Raw genomic sequence first — 17,989 nt, forward strand, 5'->3', positions numbered from 1 at the left:
CTCCGTAAGTTGCAGGAGTGGGCTTTACCATCAAGGGCCCAGGTAAAGAAACGTCCAGTAACGAGACCCAGCTTTCGAGGTGCCCACCTTGGCTTTCCAGATGCCGGACCGCGGCTCAGGCCCTTCGGGGCCACGGATGAGAGTCGGCCGCCCGTCCAGGCGCGCCCGCACTCTTCTGATGACCTTGGGCGTGCTGGCCGTCCTCGGCATGGCCTTCATCATGTTCGCGGGCTTCTGGACGGACTGGCTCTGGTTCCGCTCCGTGAAGTACTCGAGCGTGTTCACCACCACCCTGTGGACCAGGATCGGCCTGTTCGCGGTCTTCGGCCTGCTGATGGCAGGGGCGGTCGGCTTCAACATCTGGCTGGCCCACCGGCTGCGGCCGCCGCTGAGCGCGATGTCGGTGGAGCAGCAGAGCCTCGACCGCTACCGGATGAGCGTCGCGCCGTACAAGAAGTGGCTGCTCCTGGGCATCTCCGCGCTCGTCGGCATGATCGCCGGCGCCTCCGCGGCGGGCCAGTGGAAGACGTGGCTCATGTACGTGAACGGGGTGCCCTTCGGCAAGAAGGACCCCCAGTTCGGGCTGGACGTCTCCTTCTACGCCTTCGACCTGCCCTGGTACCGCTTCCTCCTCGGCTTCGGCTTCGCCGCGGCCGTGCTCTCGGTGATCGCCGCCGTCGTCGTGCACTACCTGTACGGCGGCCTGCGCGTGACCAGCCCCGGCGCCCGCGCCACGGCCGCCGCCACGGGGCACCTGTCGGTGCTGCTGGGCCTCTTCGTCACGCTGAAGGCGGTCGCGTACTGGCTCGACCGGTACGGCCTGGCCGTGAAGTCCAGTGACTTCAAGGCCGCGGACAACTGGACCGGCCTGCGCTACGTCGACGCCAACGCCTACCTGCCGGCGAAGACGATCCTCGTCGCGATCGCCGCGATCTGCGCGGTGCTGTTCTTCGCGACGCTGTGGCGCCGCACCTGGCAGCTGCCCGTGATCGGCTTCGGCCTGATGGTGCTCTCCGCGATCCTGATCGGCGGGCTGTACCCGGCCATCGTGCAGAAGTTCCAGGTCCAGCCGAACGAGCAGGCCAAGGAGTCCCCGTACGTCCAGAAGAACATCCAGGCCACGCGGGACGCCTACGGCATCGACAAGTCCGACGTCACCGACTACCCGGAGAGCGAGCAGGAGCAGGACAAGGCCAAGCTGCGCCAGGAGGCCGCCACCACGGCGAGCATCCGCCTGCTCGACCCGAACATCGTCTCCCCGGCCTTCCAGCAGCTCCAGCAGGTCAAGGGCTACTACGCCTTCCCGTCGACGCTGGCCGTCGACCGCTACAACGGCCAGGACACGGTCATCGGCCTGCGCGAGCTGAACATCGGCGGCATCCCGAAGAACAACTGGATCAACGACCACTTCAAGTACACGCACGGGTACGGCGTGGTCGCGGCCAAGGGCACCACGGTCGGCGACCAGGGCGCCCCGGACTTCACCCAGTCCGACCTGCCCTCCCGCGGCCAGTTCGGGACGGACTTCGAGCAGCGGATCTACTACGGCGAGCGGACGACGCAGTACTCGATCGTCGGCGGGCCGCAGAAGGAGCTCGACTACTCGGACGACAAGGGCGAGAAGGAGACGAGCTACGAGGGCAAGTCGGGCGTCAACCTCGACAACCCGGTCAACCGCGCCGCGTACGCCCTCGCCTTCAGCGAGCCGCAGATCCTGTACTCCGGTGCCATCGGCGACGGCTCGCGGATCCTCTACAACCGCACCCCGAAGGAGCGGATCGAGGCCGTCGCCCCGTGGCTGACGATCGACGGCGCCCCCTACCCGGCGGTGATCGACGGCCGGATCAAGTGGATCGTCGACGCGTACACGACGACCAACGGCTACCCGTACGCCTCGCGCACCACGCTGGGCCAGAGCACCGCGGACTCGCTGACCAACAGCCAGCGCGCGGTGGTGGCGCAGGAGAACCAGGTCAACTACATCCGCAACTCGGTCAAGGCCACCGTCGACGCCTACGACGGCGCCGTCAGCCTCTACCAGTGGGACACCCAGGACCCGGTCCTGAAGACCTGGATGAAGGCCTTCCCCGGCACGGTCAAGCCGAAGTCCGAGATCTCCAAGCCGCTCATGGACCACCTGCGCTACCCGCAGGACCTCTTCAAGGTCCAGCGCGAGCTGCTCACCCGCTACCACGTCACCGACCCGCAGACCTTCCTCAGCGGCAGTGAGGCCTGGGCCGTCCCGGACGACCCGACCAACAAGGCCGGCACGGCGGTTCCGCCGTACTACCTGTCGCTGAAGACGCCGGGCCAGGCGGAGAAGGACCAGGTCTTCTCGCTCACGACGACGTTCACGCCGAACGAGCGGGACAACCTGAGCGCGTTCATGTCGGTCAACGCCGACCCGGGCTCCAAGGACTACGGCAAGATCCGCATCCTGAAGATGCCGACGAGCAAGCCGGTCGACGGCCCGAAGCAGGTGCAGAGCAAGTTCCAGTCGGAGCCGAAGATCGCCGAGTCGATCCGGCTGCTGCGCGGCGGCGACTCCGAGGTGGAGTACGGCAACCTCCTCGCCGTCCCGATCGAGGGCAAGATGCTCTACGTGGAGCCCGTGTACGTGCGCAGCTCCGGCCTGAAGTACCCGCTGCTGCGCAAGGTGCTGGTGACGTACGGCACGCAGACGGCCTTCGAGGACACCCTCGACAAGGCGCTGAACGTGGTCTTCGGGGCGGAGGCGCCGACGACGCCGGTGCCGCCGAACCAGCCGGGCGACGGGACGGCGCAGCAGCCTCCGGCCCCGCAGGACCCGACGGTCAAGGCCGCCCTCTCCGACGCCCAGAAGGCGATCGAGGAGGCGGACAAGGCGATGAAGGCCGGAGACTGGGCGGCCTACGGCAAGGCCCAGGCCGACCTGCAGGCGGCGCTGAAGCGGGCGATCGACGCGGAGGCGAAGACGGCGGCCCCCAAGCCGGCCGGCTGAACGCGGTAATGGCTCGGTCCCGTGTCGTGATACTGTGGTGTCACCGACGCGGGGTGGAGCAGCTCGGTAGCTCGCTGGGCTCATAACCCAGAGGTCGCAGGTTCAAATCCTGTCCCCGCTACTGAAAACGAAGGCCCGGATCCCATGGGATCCGGGCCTTCGTCATGTCCGGAATCGACGCGTGGGGGCATGAGGTAGCTGAGACGGGTGAGTTGACGTGGGAGCGTGTTTGACTTGTCTCTCTGTGGGCATGTCGACAAAACGCTGTAGTGACCTCACAGGCTGCGACATACCAGGTGTACGCGGGTAGCAGGTGATGCGACGATGGGATATATGGGGGACAGGTCAACTCTGCTGGAGACAGGGCGGTTTGTGAGGTCGGCCGAAACCGGATCGGGTGCAGCAGTCAAAGAGGAGGCTCGGGCCGTTAACGCGCAGACCGCCCCGACCGATGCGGGCTTCGCGGAAGAAGTCCTCGCCGAGGCCGACGGGGCGAGCGACGCCGAACTGGAGGCGCGCCACCGCGTGGCGGCCGACCGAGGCGACCCCGGAGCGATGAGCGTGCTCGGAGCCCTGCTGCTGCGCCGCGGCGACCTGGACGGGGCCGAGCCCTACCTGCGCGGCGCGACGGCGGAGGGGGACCGCGCCGCCGCCAACAACCTGGGCGTCCTGCTGCTCCAGCGCGGCTGCCCCGAGGAGGCCGCCGGCTGGTGGCGCGTCGCGGCCGTCGCAGGCTCCGCGCCCGCCGCGCACGCCCTGGGCCGCCACTTCCGCGAGCGCGGCGACGAGCCCGCCGCCGAGTACTGGCTCCGCCAGGCGGCGGAATCCGGCCATGCCCTCGGTGCGTACGGGCTCGCCGAGCTCCTGGAGCACCGCGGCGACAGGGGCGTCGAGCGGTGGCTGCGGCAGGCCGCCGAGCAGGGACACCGCGAGGCCGCCTACCGCCTGGCCCGCCACCTGCGCAAGGGCGACCCCGCCGAAGCCGAGCAGTGGTACCGGCAGGCCGCCGCCCGCGGGCACCGGCGCGCCGCCCTGCACCTGGGAGCCCTGCTGGAAGCCCGCGGCGAGCTCAAGGAGGCCGGGCGCTGGTACCTGACCTCCGCCAAGCAGGGCGAGGCCCGCGCCGCCTGCGCCCTGGGCTTCCTGCTGCGCGACGCGGGCGACGAGGAGGGCGCCGTCTCCTGGTGGAAGCGGGCCGCCCAGGACGGCGACGGCAACGCCGCCAACGCGCTCGGCGCCCTGCACGCCGCCCGCGGGGAGACCGAGACCGCGGAGAAGTGGTACCGCATCGCCATGGACGCGGGCGACCAGAACGGGGCGTACAACCTTGCTTTGCTGTGCGCGGCACAGGACCGCACCGCGCAGGCCGAGCAGTGGTACCGCCGGGCCGCCTACGCGGGGCACCGCGAGGCGGCCAACGCGCTCGCGATCATGCTGCTCCAGGTCGGCGACGCCGCGGGGGCCGAGCCGTGGTTCTCCAAGGCCGCCGAGGCGGGCAGCGTCGACGCCGCCTTCAACCTGGGGATCCTCTACGCCGGCCGCGACGACGACCGGACCGCGCTGAAGTGGTACGAGCGGGCGGCCGCCGCCGGCCACACCGACGCCGCGCTCCAGGTCGGCATCGCGCTCGTCCGCGACGGCGAGGAGCGCGCGGCCGAACGGCACCTGCGGTGCGCGGCCGGCGGCGGCAGCGCCGAAGCCGCGTTCCGGCTGGCCGCGCTGCTGGAGTCGCTGGCCCCGCCTCCGGAGCCGCCGGCCCTGGGGGAGCCGGTCGGCGCCGCGCGCACCGAGAGCGAGGAGTGGTACGAGCGCGCCGCCGAGCTCGGGCACCGGCGCGCCCAGGTCCGGGTCGGCATGCTGGCGGCGGCCCGCGGGGACACGGCGGTCGCGGCCCGCTGGTACCGGGAGGCGGCGGAGGCCGGCTCCCGCAACGGCGCGTTCAACCTCGGGCTGCTGCTGGCCCGGGAGGGCGACGAGCCGGAGGCGGCCCTGTGGTGGACCCGCGCCGCCGTCGCCGGCCACGGCCGGGCCGCGCTGCGCCTGGCCCTGCTCGCCGCCCGCCACGGCGACCTCGCGGAGGGGCAGAAGTGGTGCCTGCGCGCCATGGAGCTCGGGCCGGCCGAGGTCGCCGAGCGGGCCGCCCGGCTGCGCGACGCGCTGGCCGAGGAGCTGTCCGCCTGACCCCCGCCGCGCGCGCCCGCAGCCGTGCGGCCGGTGCGGCACCCAATGGATTTGCATCTGCGGCGATCCCTCGCGTACGGTGGGGTCTACCGACGCGGGGTGGAGCAGCTCGGTAGCTCGCTGGGCTCATAACCCAGAGGTCGCAGGTTCAAATCCTGTCCCCGCTACTAGACGAAGGCCCGGATCCTCTGGATCCGGGCCTTCGGCGTTCCCGTGGTCGGGCGCATCGCAACCGCAAGCCCGCCGCCGCGGTCCCGCCCGCCGCGCACATGCGCACATGCCGGAGGGTCGGCGGCGGTTGTCCGCCCCCGGCCCTCCTCGTGTCCCTTCGCTCTCCCTGCGGCCGCGGCCGCGCGGCTACACGCCCGCGCAGTCCGGGCAGAGGCCGCGGTAGGTCACCTCGACCGCCGACACGGTGAAGCCGAAGCGCTCCGCGTCCGGCAGGTCGGCCAGCGGGTTGCCCGAGGGGTGCACGTCCCGGATCGCCCCGCACTGCGCGCACACGAGGTGCTGGTGGGGCCGGTGGGCGTTCGGGTCGTACCGCTTGGCCCGGCGGTCCGTGGACACCTCCAGGACCTCGCCGAGGGTCACGAGCTCGCCGAGGGTGTTGTAGACGGTCGCGCGGGAGATCTCGGGCAGCTTGTCCACGGCGCGGGCGTGCACCTCGTCGGCCGTGAGGTGCACGTGGTCGCCGTCGAGCACCTCCGCCACCACGCGCCGCTGTGCGGTCATGCGCCATCCGCGTGCGCGAAGTCGTTCCAGCAGGTCACTCATGCACACCAGCCTAACAGTGAGGGGACCGGGTGTAAGTCCTGATCCCGTGTGGACTTGGATCTCCGCTTGACTTGGACAAAGTCCATCGTAGGATCGTGTGTAAGGCGAACGCACCACGGACAGGACATGGCGCGATGACGCAGGAGGCGCACGTGACGCAGGGACCGCTCACCACGGAGGCCGGGGCTCCGGTCGCGGACAACCAGAACAGCGAGACCGCGGGCCTCGGCGGGCCGGTCCTCGTCCAGGACCAGCTGCTGCTGGAGAAGCTCGCCCACTTCAACCGCGAGCGCATACCGGAGCGCGTCGTCCACGCCCGCGGGGCCGGCGCGTACGGCACCTTCACCGTCACCCGCGACGTCACGCAGTGGACCCGGGCGAAGTTCCTCTCAGAGGTCGGCAAGCAGACCGAGACCTTCCTGCGCTTCTCCACCGTCGCCGGCAACCTCGGCGCCGCCGACGCCGTCCGCGACCCGCGCGGCTGGGCGCTGAAGTTCTACACCGAAGAGGGCAACTACGACCTCGTCGGCAACAACACCCCGGTGTTCTTCATCAAGGACGCCATCAAGTTCCCGGACTTCATCCACACCCAGAAGCGCGACCCGTACACCGGCTCCACCGAGGCCGACAACGTCTGGGACTTCTGGAGCCTGTCGCCCGAGTCCACCCACCAGGTCACCTGGCTGTTCGGCGACCGCGGCATCCCCGCCTCGTACCGCCACATGAACGGCTACGGCTCGCACACCTACCAGTGGAACAACGAGGCCGGCGAGGTCTTCTGGGTCAAGTACCACTTCAAGACCGACCAGGGCATCCGGAACCTCACCCAGGCCGAGGCCGACAGGCTCGCCGGCGAGGACCCCGACAGCCACCAGCGCGACCTGCGCCAGGCCATCGAGCGGGGCGACTTCCCGACCTGGACCGTGCAGGTGCAGATCATGCCCGCGGCCGACGCGGCGGCGTACCGCTTCAACCCGTTCGACCTCACCAAGGTGTGGCCGCACGAGGACTACCCGCCGATCGAGATCGGCCGGCTGGAGCTCAACCGCAACCCCGAGAACATCTTCGCCGAGGTCGAGCAGGCGATCTTCTCCCCGGCCCACTTCGTGCCCGGCATCGGCCCGTCCCCCGACAAGATGCTCCAGGGCCGCCTCTTCGCCTACGGCGACGCCCACCGCTACCGGGTCGGCATCAACGCCGACCACCTGCCGGTGAACCGCCCGCACGCGACCGTGGCGCGCACCAACTCCCGCGACGGGCTCCTCTACGACGGCCGCCACGGCGGTGCGAAGAACTACGAGCCGAACAGCTTCGGCGGCCCGCACCAGACCGACCGCCCGCTGTGGCAGCCGGTCCCGGTCGCCGGCGCCACCGGCAACCACGCCGCCCCGGTGCACGCCGAGGACAACGACTTCGTCCAGGCCGGCGCCCTCTACCGCCTCATGTCCGAGGACGAGAAGGCCCGCCTCGTGGAGAACCTCGCCGGCTTCATCGCCAAGGTCTCCCGCGACGACATCGTCGAGCGGGCGATCGGCAACTTCCGCCAGGCGGACGGCGACTTCGGCAAGCGGCTGGACGCCGCGGTCCAGGCCCTGCGCGGCTGACGAGCCGCTGCCGTGGCGCGCGACGGGCCGGCAGCCCCCTCGGGGGCTCGCCGGCCCGTCGCCGTTCTGCCGTTCTGCCGTTCCCGCGCCTGTCCCCGGGCCGCTAGGCCGGTACGGCGGCGCCGCGCCGGGCCGGCACCCAGCAGCGGATGATGTCGCGGACGGACACGATGCCCACCGGCCCGCCGTCCTCCAGCACGATCAGGTGCCGGAAGCCGCCGTGGGCCATCGCCTCGGCGGCTTCCACGAGGGGCGCCTCGGGGGTGCAGAACACGACGTTGTTCGTGGTGTGCGCACCTACGGACTCGCGGTCGGGGTCGTGCCCCGCGCCTATGGAGTTGAGGACGTCCCGTTCGGTCAGGATGCCGATGCCGCTGTGCTCGGGGTCGAGGACGACGGCTGCGCCGACCCGGCGGCCGGACATCAGGCAGGCCGCCTGGCGCAGGGTGTGGGTGGGGCCGAGGGTGAGGATCACGGTGCTCATGGCGTCACGGACGAGCATGAAGAGGCCACCTCCTGGATGAAGTCCTCCGCCCGCACTTCGAGAAGGCATTCACAAGCGCACAAGGGGAGGAGTTTCAGACTCCCACGCGCGCCGGGGGCCAACAAGAGGGCGTGCACCCGGTTCCCGGTATGCGGCCCGCGTGCGCCGTCAGGCGCGGGGGCGCAGGTATCCGAGCATCTCCTCGTGCAGCAGCCCGTTCGACGCCGCCGCGTTGCCGCCGTGTACGCCGTCCACCCCGTCCAGGCTGGTGAACCGGCCGCCCGCCTCCTGCACCACGGCCGCGATCGCCGCCATGTCCCAAAGACTCAGCTCCGGCTCCGCGCACAGGTCCAGCGACCCCTCCGCGACCATCATGTACGGCCAGAAGTCGCCGTACCCGCGGGTGCGCCAGCACTGCCGGCTCAGCTCCAGGAACCCCTCCAGCCGGCCCTGCTCCTCCCACCCGCCCAGCGAGGAGTACGCGAACGACGCGTCCCGCAGGGAGCCCACCCGCGAGACCCCGATCCGCTGCGGCTCGCCGCCCAGCGCCCCGCCGGCGTACGCGCCCGAGCCCTCGGCCGCCCACCAGCGCCGGCCCAGGGCGGGCGCCGAGACCACGCCGACCACGGGCCGGAACCCGCCGTCGGCGCCCTCCTCCATCAGCGAGACGAGCGTCGCCCACACCGGGACCCCGCGCACGTAGTTCTTCGTCCCGTCGATCGGGTCGACCACCCACCGGCGGGGGCCGCTGCCCTTCAGCCCGTACTCCTCGCCCAGGATCGCGTCCTCGGGCCGCGCGGCCTCGATGCCGGCCCGGACCGCCTCCTCCGCCGCCCGGTCCGCCTCGGTCACCGGCGTCATGTCCGGCTTCGTCTCCACCTGGAGGTCGAGGGCACGGAACCGCTGCATGGTCACGGCGTCCGCGGCGTCGGCGAGTTCGAGGGCGAGGCGCAGGTCATCGTCATAAGAGGGCATGTCCGGCACTTTATCGGGACGGCCGGGGCCCGGCGAGGGGTGTCCGCGGTGCGGGCTCCGGGGCGCCCTTGACAGGATCTGTCGGCCCGTCAACTCTGGCGGTCAGTCAAGCAGGGAGGGGCACAGATGCCGACAGCCCGGGAGTCCTTGCTGGAGGCGGCGGGAGCGGCGCTCTCGGCGCGCCCCTGGCCCTCCGTGCGGATGGTCGACGTGGCGGCCGCCGCCGGGGTGTCGCGGCAGACCCTCTACAACGAGTTCGGGGGCAAGGCGGGCCTCGGCCGCGCCCTCGTACGCCGCGAGGCCGACTGGTACCTCGACGGCGTCGACCGGGTCCTGCGCGCCCCCGCCGCCGGGAGCGGCGACCGCCTCGCCTCCCTCGCCGAGTGGACCGTGCGGGCCGCCGCGGCCCGGCCCCTCGTACGCGCCCTGCTGACCGGGCACTGGGACGGCAACCTCCCGGCCCCGCCCGGCCGCGGGGCGCGGCCCGGAGTACCCGCGCCCGGTCCGGGGGAGCTGGCCGGTGCGGTGCGCGACCGGGCCGCCGAGGTGCTCGCCGCGCCCGACGCCGCGCACCGGTGCGAGCTCGCCGTGCGCCTCGCGCTGTCGTACGTGGTCGCGCCCGCGCGCGAGAGCGGGCTGGGGGAGCTGCTCGGGCTGCTGCGGCTGCTCAGTGGGCCGACCCGGACAGCTGGAGTCCGATGACGCCGAGGATGACCAGCGAAATCGAGACGATCTTGAGGGTGGAGACCAGGTCGCCGAGGAACACCATGCCGTAGACGGCCGTGCCCGCCGCCCCGATGCCCGTCCACACCGCGTACGCCGGGCCCACGTCCAGCTTCTTCAGGGCCATCGTCAGGAGCCCGAAGCTGCCGACCGCGAAGGCGGCGAAGGCGATCGTCGGCCACAGCCGGGTGAACCCGTGCGACAGCTTCAGGCAGACCGCGAAACCGGTCTCCAACAGTCCGGCGACGACGACCAGCAGCCACGCCATGGCGAATGCCTCCCCGCCTCAAGGTGACATCGCGTCACTCGGTGCGCTTATGCATTCACCGGACGGCGGCCGCGGCAAACCCCGGCGGATCCCGCCGAACCCCGCCGGACGATCAGTCCCCTTCGCGGCGCTCGCGGGTGCGCAGCAGCCGGCGCAGCGAATCCAGCCGCGCCGGATCGGCGTGCCCCTCCTCCACCCACGCGTCCAGCGCGCAGTCCTGCTCGTCGTGGCTGCACGCCCGCGGGCAGTCCTCGGTGCCGGGCACCAGGTCGGGGAAGGCGAGGATCACCCGCGACGGGTCCACGTGGTGCAGGCCGAACGAGCGCACGCCCGGGGTGTCGATGACCCAGCCGTCACCCGACGGCAGCGGCAGCGCCAGCGCCGAGGTGGTGGTGTGCCGGCCGCGGCCCGTCACCGCGTTGACGTGGCCCGTGGCACGCTGGCGGCCCTCGCCGACCAGCGAGTTCACCAGAGTCGTCTTGCCGACGCCCGAGTGCCCCACGAAGGCGGTGATCCGGCCCGCCAGCCGCTCGCGCACCCGCTCGGCGGCCTCGCCAACGGCCAGCTCCTCGCGGTTGGTCACCACGTACGCCAGGCCGAACGAGGCGTACACCTCAAGGAGCTTGTCCGGGGACGTCAGATCGGACTTGGTCAGCACCAGCAGCGGCTCCAGCCCCGCGTCGTACGCGGCCACCAGGCAGCGGTCGATCATCCGCGGCCGCGGCTCGGGGTCCGCCAGCGCCGTGACGATCGCCAGCTGGTCGGCGTTGGCGACGACCACCCGCTCGTACGGGTCGTCGTCGTCCGCGGTGCGCCGCAGCACCGACCTGCGCTCCTCGATCCGCACGATCCGCGCGAGGGTGTCCTTCCCGCCCGACAGGTCGCCGACGAGCCACACCCGGTCGCCGACCACGGCCGCCTTGCGGCCCAGCTCGCGGGCCTTCATCGCGACGACCGTGCGGTCCTCCACCAGGCAGGTCAGCCGGCCGCGGTCGACGGTGAGGACGAAGCCCTCGGCCGCGTCCTCGTGCTTGGGCCGCTTGCTGGTCCGGGGCCGGTTGCCCTTCGGGTTGGGCCGCGCCCGGATGTCGTCCTCGTCGGTGTGCTTGCCGTACCTGCGCATGACCGGGCCCTACGCTCCCGCTCCCGCGAGCATGTCCGTCCACATCCTGGGGAAGTCGGGCAGGGTCTTCGCGGTCGTCGCCACGTTCTCGATCTGCACGCCCTCGACGGCCAGGCCGATCACCGCGCCCGCGGTGGCCATCCGGTGGTCGTCGTAGGTGCGGAACACCCCGCCGTGCAGCGGCCGCGGACGGATGTGCAGTCCGTCGGCGGTCTCGGTGACGTCGCCGCCGAGACCGTTGATCTCCGCGGTCAGCGCCGCCAGCCGGTCCGTCTCGTGCAGCCGCAGGTGCGCCACCCCGCGCAGCGTGGACGGCGAGTCGGCCAGCGCCGCCACGGCCGCGATGCCCGGGGTCAGCTCGCCGACCTCGCCGAGGTCCACGTCGATGCCGTGGATCTTGCCGCTGCCGGTGAAGACCAGGCCCGCGTCGGTCACCTCGCAGGAACCGCCCATTTCGGTGAAGATGCGGCGCAGCTCGTCACCGGGCTGGGTGGTGCGGCGCGGCCAGTCGGGGATGGTGACCGTGCCGCCGGTGATCAGGGCCGCGGCGAGGAACGGCTGCGCGTTCGACAGGTCCGGCTCCACCACCAGGTCGCGGCCGAGCAGCGCGCCCGGCGAGACCCGCCACACGTTCTTCTCGCCGCCCGCCTCCGGGGTGTCGACCTGGGCGCCCGCCGCGCGCAGCATCTCCACCGTCATCCGGATGTGCGGCATCGACGGCAGGGTCGCGCCGGTGTGCCGCACCTCCACGCCCTGGTTGAAGCGGGGCGCCGACAGCAGCAGCGCGGAGACGAACTGCGAGGAGTTGCTCGCGTCCAGCTCGATCGGGCCGCCCTCCAGGGCGCCGCCGCCGTGGACGGTCATGGGCAGCGCGCCGCGGCCGCCGTCGTCGATACGGGCGCCCAGGCCGCGCAGGGCGTTGATGACCTGGCCGAGGGGGCGCTCGTAGGAGCGCGGGTCGCCGTCGAAGCGGATGTCGCCGGAGGCGAGCGTCGCGACGGGCGGCAGGAACCGCATGACGGTGCCCGCGTTGCCGACGTCCACGGAGGCCGGGCCGTGCAGGGCCGCGGGGATGATCCGCCAGGCCTCGCCGCCGGCGGCGTCGCCGGAGCTGGAGGAGGCGGTCTCCTCGATGCCGACGCCCATGGCGCGCAGCGCGTCCGCCATGAGCTGCGAGTCGCGCGAGCGCAGCGGGCGGCGCACCCAGCCGGGCTCGGCGGCGAGCGCGGCCAGCACCAGGGCGCGGTTGGTGACCGACTTCGACCCGGGCACGGTGACGGTGGCGTGGACGGTCCCGTCTGCGTGCGGGGCAGGCCAGAGGGCGGGAGGCGCGGGGGTGTCGGTCATGGCCACCACTTTAGTGGCTCCCCGAAGGGCCCGATCGTGTTCGAGCCTCGCCCCGGGGCGCGGTCTCAGAGGTTGAGAAGCCAGCGCCCGCCGCCGATGAGCGAGCACAGCGCCACCGCGTGGAAGAGGAACAGCCACAGCACCGCAGGGGTGTGCGTCAGGCGCCCCAGCTGGTCCGCGTCCGAATCGGGCGCCCCGCCGTGCCGGCGCTTGGCGCCCAGCTCGAAGACCGGCCGGACCCCGCCCAGCAGCAGGAACCAGACGGCCGCGTAGGCGAACGCCGCCTGCACCTGCGCCGGGGCCAGCCAGGAGACCAGGACGAACGTTCCGCCGGTGAGCACCATCGTCAGCGCCCCGTACGCGTTGCGGATCATCAGGAGCATCGCCAGCAGCAGGGCCGTCGCCGCCCACAGCAGGAGCGTGATGCGGTGCGCGGACAGCAGCGCCGCCCCGCCGAGGCCGAGCAGGGACGGCGCGGTGTAGCCGGCGGCCGCCGTGAGGATCATGCCGGGGCCGGTCGGCTTGCCGCGGCTGACGGTGACCCCGCTGGTGTCCGAGTGCAGCCGTATCCCGTCCAGGCGGCGGCCCGTCAGCAGGGCCAGCAGCCCGTGGCCGCCCTCGTGCGCGATGGTGACCGCGTTGCGGGACACCCGCCACACGGGCCCGGGCGTGACCAGCACCAGCGCGGCCAGGCCCGTCGCGATCACCAGCCACGTGGCCGGCGCCTCCTGTATTCCGGTGAGCCGGTCCCACAGGCCGGCGGTCGTGCTGCTGTCCATGGGGTGGCGGGCTCCTTGCGGTGGTGGTCGGGTGACATGGCAGTGTGGCAGCCATGTGCGGACGGTATGCAGCGAGTCGCAGCCCCGAGGAGCTGGCGGAACTCTTCGGCGTCGAGCGCTGGGAGCCCGAGGAGGCCCTGGCACCCGACTGGAACGTGGCACCCACCAAGCAGGTCCGCATCGTCCTCGACCGCCCCCTGAAGGACGCCGCCGGCCCGCGTCCGGTTCGCCAGCTGCGCGTCGTGAAGTGGGGGCTCGTGCCCTCCTGGGCCGCGAACGCCGACGGAGCCGCCCGGATGATCAACGCCCGGGCGGAGACCCTCGCCGAGAAGCCGTCCTTCCGCCGCCCCTTCGCCCAGCGCCGCTGCATCGTCCCCGCCGACGGCTACTACGAGTGGGCCACCGGGCACGACGAGCGCCGCCTGGAGGTCGAAGGCCTCGGGAAGCGCTCCCGCAAGCAGCCCTACTTCGTCCTCCCCGCCGACGGCTCCGTCCTGGCCATGGCCGGCATCTACGAGTTCTGGCGCGACCCGGCCGTGCCCGCCGGCCGCCCCGGCGCCTGGTGGGCCACCTGCTCGGTGGTCACCACGGAGGCCGAGACCGCCCCGCTGGCCGCGGCCCCCGCCGACGGGCCGCGCTCGCTCTCCGAGATCCACCCGCGGATGCCGCTCGCGCTCACCCCCGACCGGTGGGACGCCTGGCTGGACCCGGCGAACACCGACGCGGACGGCGCGCTCCAGGAGCTCCTCGCACCCCCGCCCGCCGGGCTGATGCGCGCCTACCCGGTCTCCACCGCGGTCAGCAGCGTCCGCAACAACGGCCCCGGGCTGCTGGCCGAACTCGACGCGCCGGAAGAGGCGACCCTGTTCTGAAACGGCAGGATGGGGCCATGACCACGCGCACCCGGAGCGTCGAGACCCCCGCGGGCGAGGCCCGCATCACCTGGTACCCCGCGGCCGGCGGGGCCCGGCTCGTCCTGGCCCTCGGCCACGGTGCGGGCGGCGGCATCGAGGCCCGCGACCTGCAGGCGCTGGCCGCCGGCCTGCCCGGCCGCGGCGTCACGGTCGCCCTCGTCGAGCAGCCCTGGAGGGTCGCCGGCCGGAGGGTCGCGGCCGCTCCCAAGGTGCTCGACGAGGGCTGGCGCGGCCTGTGGCCGGCACTGGCCGAGCCCGGCCTGCCGGTCGTGGCCGGCGGGCGCAGCGCGGGCGCCCGGGTGGCCTGCCGCACCGGGGCCGGCCTCGGCGCCGCCGGGGTGCTGGCGCTGGCGTTCCCGCTGCACCCGCCGGGCCGCCCCGAGCGGTCCCGGGCCGCGGAGCTGACCGGGGCGGGCCTGCCCGTCCTGGTCGTCCAGGGAGGCCGGGACCCGTTCGGGCGGCCCGAGGAGTTCCCGCCGCCCGGCCCGCCGGCGTACGAACTCCTGGAGGCGGCCGGGGGCGACCACGGCTTCGCGGTGCCGAAGAAGGGATCCCGCACCCAGGAGGAGGCCCTGGAGGCGATCACCGAGGGCGTTGCCGACTGGCTGGACCGGCTGGTCCCGGCCGCAGCCGCCGCGACCTGACGGATTCGGCAGAGCCCGCCCGGGAGGGGAATGCGCGGCCCGGCCATGGCGTTGTCCGGATGTCGGAACGCAGGGGACCGCGTCGGAGGAGAGCAAGCGCATGACCCAGGTCATCAGCCAGAGCCGTCCGCAGGCCGAAGGGCTCGAATGGACGGTCCTGCCCGGGCCCAGGCGGGGCCCGCTCCGGGCGGCGGAGGGCCGGGATGGTCGACTATTCTCCGATTCGAGCGGGTCCGCACTCGGAGCCGCCACGCAGTCGGAGGAGGTGGGTCCTGTCGCTGGGACCGACGGAGGCCAGGCGGAGGAGACGGCCGCCGAGCGCAATGCGCGCTTCGAGCGGGACGCCCTCGGCTACCTCGACCAGATGTACTCGGCCGCGCTGCGCATGACGCGCAATCCGGCCGACGCCGAGGACCTGGTCCAGGAGACGTACGCGAAGGCGTACGCGTCCTTCCACCAGTTCCGTGAGGGCACCAACCTGAAGGCGTGGCTCTACCGCATTCTGACCAACACCTTCATCAACTCCTACCGCAAGAAGCAGCGCGAGCCGCAGCGCAGTGCGGCGGAGGAGATCGAGGACTGGCAGCTGGCGCGCGCCGAGTCGCACATGTCCACGGGCCTGAGGTCGGCCGAGTCGCAGGCACTCGACCACCTGCCCGACTCGGACGTGAAGGAGGCGCTCCAGGCCATTCCGGAGGAGTTCCGCATCGCGGTCTACCTTGCCGACGTGGAGGGCTTTGCGTACAAGGAGATCGCGGACATCATGGGTACACCCATCGGTACGGTCATGTCCCGGCTGCACCGTGGCCGCCGTCAACTCCGCGGAATGCTGGAGGACTACGCCCGCGAGCGCGGGCTGGTCCCCGCCGGCGCGGGAGAGTCGAACGACCTGAAAGGCTCGGGCTCATGAGCTGCGGAGAGCCGCACGAGACGGAGTGCTCCGAGGTCCTGGACCACCTGTACGAGTTCCTGGACCACGAGATGCCCGACAGCGACTGCACGAAGTTCGAGACGCATTTCGGCGAGTGCAATCCCTGTCTGGAGAAGTACGGCCTGGAAAAGGCCGTGAAGAAGCTGGTGAAGCGGTGCTGCGGCTCGGACGACGTGCCGAGCGACCTGCGCGCCAAGGTGATGGGGCGGATCGACCTGATCCGCTCCGGGCAGGCGGTGCCCGAGCACGACGTGACCGCCGATCCCGCCGCCGGCTGACCGCGCCGCGGGCGGCCCCGCCGCCCCGTTCACCCGAAGGTGCCAATCCGCGGGCGTTCGTACGGAGCGGCGCCGGAAACCGGCCCCCGCATCAGGGGGCCGAGCCGTTTTTCCGGGCCGGACGTGACGGAGTCACCCCCCTCCCGCCGGGGTAACCCATGGGTAATGAGCGGCCGTCCGAGTGGGCATGGTTGGATGCGAGTAGGAGCGTCCGTGAGGGTGTCCGCAAGGCTTCACCGTTGGACCGGCAGGCGGGAATCGTGAGGATCTTCGGGAAGGTACGGCATAGGCCCTCCGCCTCGTGGCGGCAGGCCACCGACCGAGCGTTCACACTGATCGGCGACGGTCGGTACGAGGACGCGGGTGCGCTGCTGACCAGAGCCGCCGACCTGGAGCCCTGGCTGTCCGAGTCGTGGTTCAACCTGGCGCTGCTGCACAAGTTCCGGCACGACTGGGAGCAGGCGCGCGCCGCGGGCCTGCGGGCGGTCGCCCTCCTGGACCGGGAGGCCGGCGCCCCCGACTGGTGGAACGTCGGCATCGCGGCGACCGCCCTCCAGGACTGGCCGCTGGCCCGGCGGGCCTGGCAGGCGTACGGGCTGAAGGTGCCCGGCGACCCGTACGGCAAGGGCGGCGAACCGGTCGGCATGGAACTCGGCAGCGCGGCCGTGCGGCTCTCCCCCGAGGGGGAGGCCGAGGTCGTCTGGGGCCGCCGGCTCGATCCGGCCCGCATCGAGGTCCTGTCGATCCCGCTGCCCTCCTCGGGGCGGCGCTGGGGCGAGGTCGTCCTGCACGACGGCGTGCCGAACGGCGAGCGCATCACCGCGGCAGGCCCCTCCTACCCCGTCTTCGACGAGATCGAGCTGTGGGCGCCCTCGCCGGTGCCGACCTGGGTCGTGCTGCTGGAGGCCGCCGCCGAGTCCGACCGGGACGCGCTCGAACAGCTCGCGTCCGACGCGGGGTTCGCCGCCGAGGACTGGTCCTCCTCCGTTCGGCTGCTGTGCCGGACCTGCTCCGAGAGCGCGATGCCGAGCGGCGAGGGCGACGGGGAGCACCTCGACCCGCACGACCACAGCGAACCGGGCCACCCCGGGCCGCTCGGGCACCGCACGGCCGGATCGGGCTCCCTGTGGGTGCCGGAGCGGGAGTGCGGCATCGCGGCGCCCGCCGGCCTGGTGCAGGGGCTCCTCGACGGCTGGGTCGCGGACAGCCCCGACACCCGTGCTTGGCGGGATCTCGAAGAAGTCTGCTGACCGGGCACCGTAGGCTGTACCGGCACAATCGGTGAACGGGTCGACCCACGGAAGGCTTACGGCGGACATGGCGCAGCAGGAGAACGAGGTCATCGCGGTGGACGACGACGGTTACGTCGTGGACACCGAGGACTGTGAGGCGCGCGAGCTCGCCCACCGCGAGCGCGGCACCGCCCGTCCCATCACGGTGGTCGGCAACCCGGTGCTGCACCGCGAGTGCAAGGACGTCACCGAGTTCGGCGACGAACTGGCCAAGCTGATCGACGACATGTTCGCCAGCCAGAAGGCCGCCGAGGGCGTCGGACTCGCCGCGAACCAGATCGGCGTGGACGCCAAGGTCTTCGTCTACGACTGCCCGGACGACGAGGGCGTCCGCCACACCGGCGTTGTCGTCAACCCCAGGCTCGTGGAGCTGCCGGCCGGCTCCCGCGTCCTCGACGACTCCAACGAGGGCTGCCTGTCCGTCCCGACCGCCTACGCCTCGCTGGCCCGCCCGGACTACGCCGAGGTCACCGGGCAGGACGCCCAGGGCAACCCGATCAAGGTGAGGGGCACCGGCTACTTCGCGCGCTGCCTCCAGCACGAGACGGACCACCTGTACGGCTACCTGTACATCGACCGCCTCTCCAAGCGGGACCGCAAGGACGCCCTGCGGCAGATGGCCGAGGGCACCCCGCGCTACGAGACCGTGCCGAACGACTGACGCGGCGAGGCGGTCCGCGGCGGCGCGGCGG

17 protein-coding genes and 2 tRNA genes are annotated in these 17,989 nt (G+C 72.5%); 12 read left to right on the top strand and 7 right to left on the bottom strand.

Annotation, left to right across the window (positions count from 1 at the left end; translation table 11 throughout):
- The first annotated feature begins 100 nt into the window (after positions 1-100).
- From C0216_RS04935 to C0216_RS04950, 4 genes are all read left to right on the top strand, one after another.
- On the top strand, positions 101-2,980 hold the full coding sequence (locus C0216_RS04935; protein WP_246042776.1) for a UPF0182 family protein: 2,880 nt from the start codon (positions 101-103) through the stop codon (positions 2,978-2,980).
- A 47-nt stretch (positions 2,981-3,027) separates the two neighbouring features.
- A tRNA-Met gene (locus C0216_RS04940) sits at positions 3,028-3,101 on the top strand.
- A 212-nt stretch (positions 3,102-3,313) separates the two neighbouring features.
- Positions 3,314-5,161 carry a tetratricopeptide repeat protein gene (locus C0216_RS04945; protein WP_428985395.1) on the top strand — a complete coding sequence of 616 codons (1,848 nt, stop codon included), beginning with the start codon at positions 3,314-3,316 and terminating at the stop codon, positions 5,159-5,161.
- A 93-nt stretch (positions 5,162-5,254) separates the two neighbouring features.
- Positions 5,255-5,328, top strand: a tRNA-Met gene (locus C0216_RS04950).
- 190 nt (positions 5,329-5,518) lie between these two features.
- Here the strand turns inward: C0216_RS04950 and C0216_RS04955 are convergent.
- Positions 5,519-5,935 carry a Fur family transcriptional regulator gene (locus C0216_RS04955; RefSeq protein WP_114054078.1) on the bottom strand — a complete coding sequence of 139 codons (417 nt, stop codon included), beginning with the start codon at positions 5,933-5,935 and terminating at the stop codon, positions 5,519-5,521.
- Positions 5,936-6,069: 134 nt separating this feature from the next.
- Here C0216_RS04955 and C0216_RS04960 point away from each other — a divergent pair, with 134 nt between their 5' ends.
- Positions 6,070-7,539 carry a catalase gene (locus C0216_RS04960; protein ID WP_114054079.1) on the top strand — a complete coding sequence of 490 codons (1,470 nt, stop codon included), beginning with the start codon at positions 6,070-6,072 and terminating at the stop codon, positions 7,537-7,539.
- Positions 7,540-7,642: 103 nt separating this feature from the next.
- On the opposite strand, the gene C0216_RS04965 is transcribed toward C0216_RS04960, so the two are convergent.
- Both C0216_RS04965 and hisN read right to left on the bottom strand, forming a co-directional pair.
- Positions 7,643-8,041: a CBS domain-containing protein gene (locus tag C0216_RS04965; RefSeq protein WP_114054080.1), complete on the bottom strand. Its 399-nt coding sequence runs from the start codon at positions 8,039-8,041 to the stop codon at positions 7,643-7,645.
- A 150-nt stretch (positions 8,042-8,191) separates the two neighbouring features.
- Positions 8,192-8,998: a histidinol-phosphatase gene (gene hisN / locus C0216_RS04970; protein WP_114054081.1), complete on the bottom strand. Its 807-nt coding sequence runs from the start codon at positions 8,996-8,998 to the stop codon at positions 8,192-8,194.
- A 126-nt stretch (positions 8,999-9,124) separates the two neighbouring features.
- Between hisN and C0216_RS04975 the strand changes: the two genes are divergently transcribed.
- Positions 9,125-9,700, top strand: coding sequence for a TetR/AcrR family transcriptional regulator (locus C0216_RS04975; RefSeq protein WP_114054082.1), 576 nt, complete (start codon positions 9,125-9,127; stop codon positions 9,698-9,700).
- On the opposite strand, the gene C0216_RS04980 is transcribed toward C0216_RS04975, so the two are convergent.
- The 4 genes from C0216_RS04980 to C0216_RS04995 all read right to left on the bottom strand — a co-directional run bounded on the left by C0216_RS04980 (position 9,666) and on the right by C0216_RS04995 (position 13,238).
- Entirely contained in the window at positions 9,666-9,989 is a 324-nt protein-coding gene (locus C0216_RS04980; RefSeq protein WP_114054083.1) for a DMT family transporter, read from the bottom strand. The two genes, C0216_RS04975 and C0216_RS04980, sit on opposite strands and share 35 nt — an antisense overlap.
- Positions 9,990-10,101: 112 nt before the next feature.
- Positions 10,102-11,112 carry a ribosome small subunit-dependent GTPase A gene (rsgA, locus tag C0216_RS04985; protein ID WP_114054084.1) on the bottom strand — a complete coding sequence of 337 codons (1,011 nt, stop codon included), beginning with the start codon at positions 11,110-11,112 and terminating at the stop codon, positions 10,102-10,104.
- Between the two features lie 9 nt (positions 11,113-11,121).
- Entirely contained in the window at positions 11,122-12,459 is a 1,338-nt protein-coding gene (gene aroA, locus C0216_RS04990; protein ID WP_114058460.1) for a 3-phosphoshikimate 1-carboxyvinyltransferase, read from the bottom strand.
- A 65-nt stretch (positions 12,460-12,524) separates the two neighbouring features.
- Complete coding sequence (locus C0216_RS04995) at positions 12,525-13,238, bottom strand: M50 family metallopeptidase (RefSeq protein WP_114054085.1); 714 nt, start codon at positions 13,236-13,238, stop codon at positions 12,525-12,527.
- A 53-nt stretch (positions 13,239-13,291) separates the two neighbouring features.
- On the opposite strand from C0216_RS04995, the gene C0216_RS05000 reads away from it, so the two are divergent.
- From C0216_RS05000 to def, 6 genes are all read left to right on the top strand, one after another.
- On the top strand, positions 13,292-14,110 hold the full coding sequence (locus C0216_RS05000) for an SOS response-associated peptidase (protein WP_114054086.1): 819 nt from the start codon (positions 13,292-13,294) through the stop codon (positions 14,108-14,110).
- Positions 14,111-14,127: 17 nt separating this feature from the next.
- On the top strand, positions 14,128-14,796 hold the full coding sequence (locus C0216_RS05005) for an alpha/beta hydrolase family protein (RefSeq protein ID WP_114054087.1): 669 nt from the start codon (positions 14,128-14,130) through the stop codon (positions 14,794-14,796).
- Between the two features lie 265 nt (positions 14,797-15,061).
- A complete protein-coding gene (locus C0216_RS05010) occupies positions 15,062-15,706 on the top strand; it encodes a sigma-70 family RNA polymerase sigma factor (RefSeq protein ID WP_174250349.1) in 645 nt (214 codons plus the stop codon).
- A complete protein-coding gene (gene rsrA, locus C0216_RS05015; RefSeq protein WP_114054089.1) occupies positions 15,703-16,005 on the top strand; it encodes a mycothiol system anti-sigma-R factor in 303 nt (100 codons plus the stop codon). The genes C0216_RS05010 and rsrA overlap by 4 nt, the downstream gene beginning before the upstream one ends.
- 260 nt (positions 16,006-16,265) lie before the next feature.
- Positions 16,266-17,255, top strand: coding sequence for a tetratricopeptide repeat protein (locus C0216_RS05020; RefSeq protein WP_114058461.1), 990 nt, complete (start codon positions 16,266-16,268; stop codon positions 17,253-17,255).
- Positions 17,256-17,322: 67 nt separating this feature from the next.
- On the top strand, positions 17,323-17,958 hold the full coding sequence (gene def / locus C0216_RS05025; RefSeq protein WP_114054090.1) for a peptide deformylase: 636 nt from the start codon (positions 17,323-17,325) through the stop codon (positions 17,956-17,958).
- Positions 17,959-17,989: the final 31 nt, after the last annotated feature.

Source organism: Streptomyces globosus (genome assembly GCF_003325375.1).
GTDB lineage: Bacteria > Actinomycetota > Actinomycetes > Streptomycetales > Streptomycetaceae > Streptomyces > Streptomyces globosus_A.